Here is a 5521-nt window from a genome sequence, read left to right as displayed (position 1 = left end):
GTCAGTAGCCACCAGATTTTTTCAGTTGCTATGCAACAAAGCCATCCCAGTGTCAAGCACTGGGATGACATCACTTTTGCTTCAATATTCGCACATTAGCGGAGGTAAGCCCATTGCGAAAATCAGTATGTTAAGGCATGATTTTTAATAACCTCAACATCGCTAAATTCAAAAGTTTGGTTGCCTATAATTTGAAATTTCTCATTTCCCTTTCCTGCAACTAGCAGAATCATACCCTCGTTATAGGCAATATCTACGCCTTTCTCTATAGCTTCTCTCCTACCTCCTATCTCCAGTGCATCAGGGCAATGTAGCAAAATATCGTGGCGAATTTTTGCCGGATCTTCATCACGCGAATTATCATCTGTAATTATTACTTTATCTGCATACATTTGTGCTATTTTGCCCATTTCTGAACGTTTCGTCTGATCGCGATTTCCACCGCATCCAAAAACTAGAATTATTTTTTTGTTGATATGCCATTTTAAAGACAATAGGGCTTGTTTAAGCGCACTTGGAGTATGAGCGTAATCCACGAATGCAAAAGGTTTCACTTTTTCCATTCTTCCTGGTGGAGAAACGAGTTTTTCTACGCATATTTCTCTGTAATTTAATCCAGATATACCAATTGCACATAGCAGATTATATGCTTGAAATTTTCCTAAAACTGGGAAAAATGTATTGTAAATTTGGTTATCAATTTTTACTGTAAGATGTTGACCATTAGGGGTTGATGTTTGCTCTAATAAAGTAATATCAGAGCCTTTTTTTCCATAAGTCACAACTTTATTACTGCGTTTTTCAGCTATTTTAAGCAATGCGCCGTATTCATCTATATCCGCATTTAAAATCGCTGTTTTTCCTTCTGGTAATACTTCGTAAAATAACCTTTTTTTAGTTTCTAAATATCCACCAAGACTTTTATGGTAATCTAAATGATCTTGCGAGAAATTAGTAAAAGCTGCAGCACTCAACTTTAATCCATGGATTCTATATTGATCAATCCCATGACTTGATGCTTCTAACACTAAGTGCTCTACGTTTTTATTATCTATATCACGTAATGCTGCGTAAAGGTCATCTGCACCTGGAGTGGTAAGACTGTTGCTATTACCTTTTCTACCATTATTGATGCATGTTCCAAGTGTTCCAATAGACGCAGCATTATAGCCAGCGTTTTGCCAGATCTGGCGGCAAAATTCTACTACTGAAGTCTTGCCATTTGTGCCTGTTACAGCAGCAACATATTTTGGCTGTTTGAATTGATAAAACCTGCTGACTATTTCGCTGTATATTTCTTGAGGGTTTGGGTGGAAGATACAGATTCCAGCATCACGCGTTGGAATGATACCAAGGCTTGAAGCTTCTGTTATGCAATCACTTGCAATTATCGCTTTAGCTCCACAAGATAATATCTGATCTATGTAAATCCTATCCCTTTCTGACACACAAACAAAAAGATAACCTTCCTTGATTTTCTTGGGATTACATGTGACGCCTTTGATTTCAATATCAAAGTTAACATCAATAATGTTATGCAGTAATTCTCTCAGTTTCATGTCCTACTTCATCGTTTTGAAAGTCTAAACATGGTAACCTTTTTAGTGCGTCATTAAGGTCAAAGATCAAATCTTCAGGATCTTCCAGTCCACAAAATATCCGTATAAAACTTCCACCATAATCTGAATTCATTACAGATCTTGACATAGATCTACGATCTATTGGTAATATCAAACTGTCGCACCCTCCCCAAGAAGCACCGATACCAAAAATTTTCATGTGATCAACCATGCAGCTTAGTTCTTCACATGAATATTCTCTACCCAATACTATACTGAATACGCCGCTTGCTCCTTTAAAGTAACCTTTCCATAATTCGTGTTGAGGATGGGAGGGAAGTGCTGGGTACAAAACTTTTTTGATTTTTAAATGTTTTTCTAGCCACTTTGCCACTTCCATTGCTGCATTTTGGTGCCTTTTTATACGTGTGTGCAGTGTTCTTAGTCCCCTATGTGCAAGGTAGCAGTCGTGCGATTGAATGGTTACCCCATAATTTTTATGGCTCTCATAAAGCAATTTAAAAGTTTCACCTTCAGCAACCATAGCTCCCATCACTAAATCTGAGTGACCGGCTAGATACTTTGTTACCGCATATAGTGCAACATCAATTCCATAATCAAGCGGCTTAAATAACAAAGGAGTGGCCCATGAATTGTCGCAAACGGTTACGATTCCACGTTCTTTAGCAACTTTTACTATATGCTCTATATTCGAAATCTCAAACGTTACAGAACCAGGAGTCTCGATCATTATCAATGAAGTATTACTCTGAATTAAATCAGTTATATCCTGTGTTGGATCATAAAAAGTTACTTCTATTCCCCTGTTTGGTAACTCATTTTCGGCAAATCTCTTGAGTCGGTAATAACTGTTATCCTGAATTAAAACATGAGAACCTGCTTTAGTGAAAGTCAAAATAGCAAAAGTAAGTGCAAATAGTCCGGAAGGAAAAATAAGCGCTTGTCCACTTCCTTCAATTTCAGCCAGTGCATTTGAAAAATAATGAACAGTGGGAGTACCAACATTACTATAGCTGTAATCTCTTGCAACATCATCGTTGATTACATCGTATATACTTTCTCCATTTGCTGCATTTAAGTAGTCCTTGTAAGTAGGGAATAATATGGTAGAAGAATGATAAACTGGCGGGTTCATAGAACCTTTATAGTCATTAAATTTTCTTCCTGCTTTAACTAATATAGACTCTTCCTTCACATTTTTATTATTTATTTTTTAAATTGTACTCATCTTGCGTATACAAGTGAAGAGAAATTGCATGTATTAGCTCTATCTCACCCTTCAATAACTCATAAATCAACTTGTGTCTTTTTAGAACGCTCATTCCAATAAAGCCGTCAGATATTAATATTAATTTAATGTGCGAAGGTAATGTTGAAGATGAAGCAAAATAATGATCAGCATGCTTTGCTGATTCATCGATAATGTTGATATCAATTACATCTATCGAATCGCGTATCTTTTCTTCTATTGTTTTAATAATATCCATAATGGTTTCTTTAAGCAACAATATGCTCCTCTTGTCATCCCAGTATCAGCTACTTGGATGACAATCGCAATTACTTATTCTCTTCTTTATTATCTATGTCTTGATAATCAGAATCTACTACTTTTTCCTCTTTATCATTTGGATTTCCTTCTGATGAAAAGCCATTTTCAGCACTATTTTGTTGAGATGCTTGATACATAGCTTCTCCAAGTTTCATAGATAATTGAGAAAGATTAGTGACTTTCTGCTGTATTGAATCAGCGTCATCAATGTTATCAGATTTACTAACTTCTTTTAATTCGTTAACTGCATTTTCAATAGCAGATCTATCTTCTGGTGAAACTTTATCACCATACTCTGTCAGAGACTTTTCTGTAGAATGGACTAAGCTATCCGCTTGATTCTTCACTTCAATAAACTTTTTGCGCTTTTCATCTTCTTGCGCTTTTTCTTCAGCTTCTTTTACCATGCGATTTATTTCATCATCAGATAAACCACCTGAAGATTGAATGCGTATTTTTTGCTCTTTTCCAGTAGCTTTATCTTTTGCAGAAACGTGTGCTATTCCATTTGCATCTATATCAAATGTCACTTCAATTTGTGGCCTTCCGCGCGGAGCAGGAGGTATCCCTTCCAAACTAAACTGACCGAGTAGCTTATTATCAACTGCCAGTTTTCTTTCACCCTGATGCACCTTAATTGTAACAGCTGTTTGGTTATCTTCTGCAGTTGAAAACACCTGAGATTTTTTAGTAGGAATTGTAGTATTACGCTCAATAAGTGGAGTGAATACTCCTCCTAGAGTTTCAATACCAAGAGAAAGTGGGGTCACATCAAGTAGTAACACATCTCTTACATCACCTTGAATGATTCCCGCCTGTATTGCAGCTCCAATTGCTACAACTTCATCAGGGTTAACTCCTCTATGTGGATCTTTGCCAAAGAATTCTTTAACTTTCTCTATGACTTTTGGCATACGAGTCATGCCACCAACAAGAACCACTTCGCCAATTTGACTAGCAGATAAACCAGCATCCTCAAGAGCTTTTTTACAAGGAGCCATAGTTCTTTCGATTAAATCATTCACTAAGCTTTCAAGTTTTGCTCTCGTTAATTTCATATTTAAGTGTTTTGGACCACTTGCATCAGCTGTAATAAACGGTAGATTTATTTCCGTTTCCATTGCACTTGATAATTCAATTTTCGCTTTTTCAGCAGCTTCTTTGATTCTTTGCATAGCCATTGGATCATTTTTCAAATCAATGCCATTACTTTTCTTGAATTCATCTAGTAAATAACTCACTACTCCATTATCAAAGTCTTCACCTCCAAGATGGGTATCACCGTTTGTTGCTTTCACTTCGAAAACTCCATCACCTATTTCAAGTATTGAAACGTCAAATGTACCACCACCAAGGTCATATACTACTATTGTGTGCCCATGTTTCTTATCAAGACCATAAGCAAGTGCTGCAGCAGTCGGTTCATTTACTATTCTGAGTACATTTAATCCGGCAATTTTTCCTGCATCTTTTGTTGCTTGACGTTGAGAGTCGTTGAAGTATGCTGGCACTGTTATCACAGCATCTTTTACTTCCTCTCCAAGATAAGCTTCTGCTGCCTCTTTCATGTTTTGTAGTATAAATGCACCAATTTGACTAGGAGAATATTCTTTATTATCAGTTGTTTTAACCCATGCATCACCACTTTTTGCTGCAAATACTTTGTATGGTACACTTAGATTTTTCATCTCAGGATCACTATATTGACGGCCTATTAATCTCTTAGTAGCAAAAAAGGTATTACTTGCATTGGTGGTTGCTTGCCTTTTTGCTGGAGCACCAATCAACCTTTCTCCTGAAGAAGTCAATGCAACTATAGATGGAGTAGTTCTTGCCCCTTCTTTATTTTCTATTACCTTTGTATCTTTGCCCTGCATTATTGCAACACAAGAATTTGTTGTTCCGAGATCTATGCCTATTGCTCTTCCCATAATGAGTACCCCATTGTAAATATTATCTGATATAAGAATATATAAGTATAGGGCTCATTAATTACAAGCCCAATTTAGGTTTCTAATTAGTTATTAGAACTTAAAAGGCGCGAAAGCCACTTAGTCAGCCAAAAATTGCCTCGTAGTTTATTTGAATTATCAGCTTCTTCATTGCTGCTATCCCCAATTTGGTATCCAGAGTTCTGTAATGGCTTATAACCGTTTAAATTAACATCATCTCCTTGTTTTAAAACAAATGTATTTACATCTAAACTGTTATCAATACTAACGTTCAATGTAATATTAAACTCTTTTTCGATTGTAGAAACTGTATTGCGTTTGTTATTAAAAATGTGCGCTATAACTGCACTGTGTGCTACTAAATCAAAAGACTTATTTCGATTCTTGTTAGCAATATGTTGTAAATCCCTTAGTATTGATGAAACAATTACTTCGTTTGA

The 5521-nt window shown here is 36.2% G+C and carries 4 protein-coding genes and 1 pseudogene; all 5 read right to left on the bottom strand.

The window, feature by feature from the left end; genetic code table 11:
* Positions 1–122: 122 nt before the first annotated feature.
* Positions 123–1559 carry a Mur ligase family protein gene (locus ACIPNH_RS05690; protein WP_264339652.1) on the bottom strand — a complete coding sequence of 479 codons (1437 nt, stop codon included), beginning with the start codon at positions 1557–1559 and terminating at the stop codon, positions 123–125.
* On the bottom strand, positions 1534–2775 hold the full coding sequence (gene metC, locus ACIPNH_RS05685; protein WP_400772175.1) for a cystathionine beta-lyase: 1242 nt from the start codon (positions 2773–2775) through the stop codon (positions 1534–1536). Before metC ends, ACIPNH_RS05690 begins: the two co-directional genes overlap by 26 nt.
* Positions 2776–2782: 7 nt before the next feature.
* A complete protein-coding gene (locus tag ACIPNH_RS05680; RefSeq protein ID WP_077188332.1) occupies positions 2783–3067 on the bottom strand; it encodes a BolA family protein in 285 nt (94 codons plus the stop codon).
* A 70-nt stretch (positions 3068–3137) separates the two neighbouring features.
* Positions 3138–5060: a molecular chaperone DnaK gene (gene dnaK, locus ACIPNH_RS05675; RefSeq protein ID WP_012673300.1), complete on the bottom strand. Its 1923-nt coding sequence runs from the start codon at positions 5058–5060 to the stop codon at positions 3138–3140.
* Between the two features lie 86 nt (positions 5061–5146).
* Positions 5147–5521 (bottom strand): annotated as a pseudogene (locus ACIPNH_RS05670) (Rne/Rng family ribonuclease); the annotation flags it as partial.

This window comes from Wolbachia endosymbiont of Drosophila barbarae (genome assembly GCF_044752445.1).
GTDB lineage: Bacteria > Pseudomonadota > Alphaproteobacteria > Rickettsiales > Anaplasmataceae > Wolbachia > Wolbachia pipientis.
Note: the sequence above shows the minus strand (reverse complement) of the source record. Positions and strands in the feature narration are given on the sequence as shown.

Excerpts from the sequence above, each read along its gene's own strand:
- ACIPNH_RS05690 (WP_264339652.1), bottom strand. The coding sequence starts at position 1,559 with ATGAAACTGAGAGAATTACTGCATAACATTATTGATGTTAACTTTGAT.
- ACIPNH_RS05680 (WP_077188332.1), bottom strand. The coding sequence starts at position 3,067 with ATGGATATTATTAAAACAATAGAAGAAAAGATACGCGATTCGATAGAT.
- dnaK (WP_012673300.1), bottom strand. The coding sequence starts at position 5,060 with ATGGGAAGAGCAATAGGCATAGATCTCGGAACAACAAATTCTTGTGTT.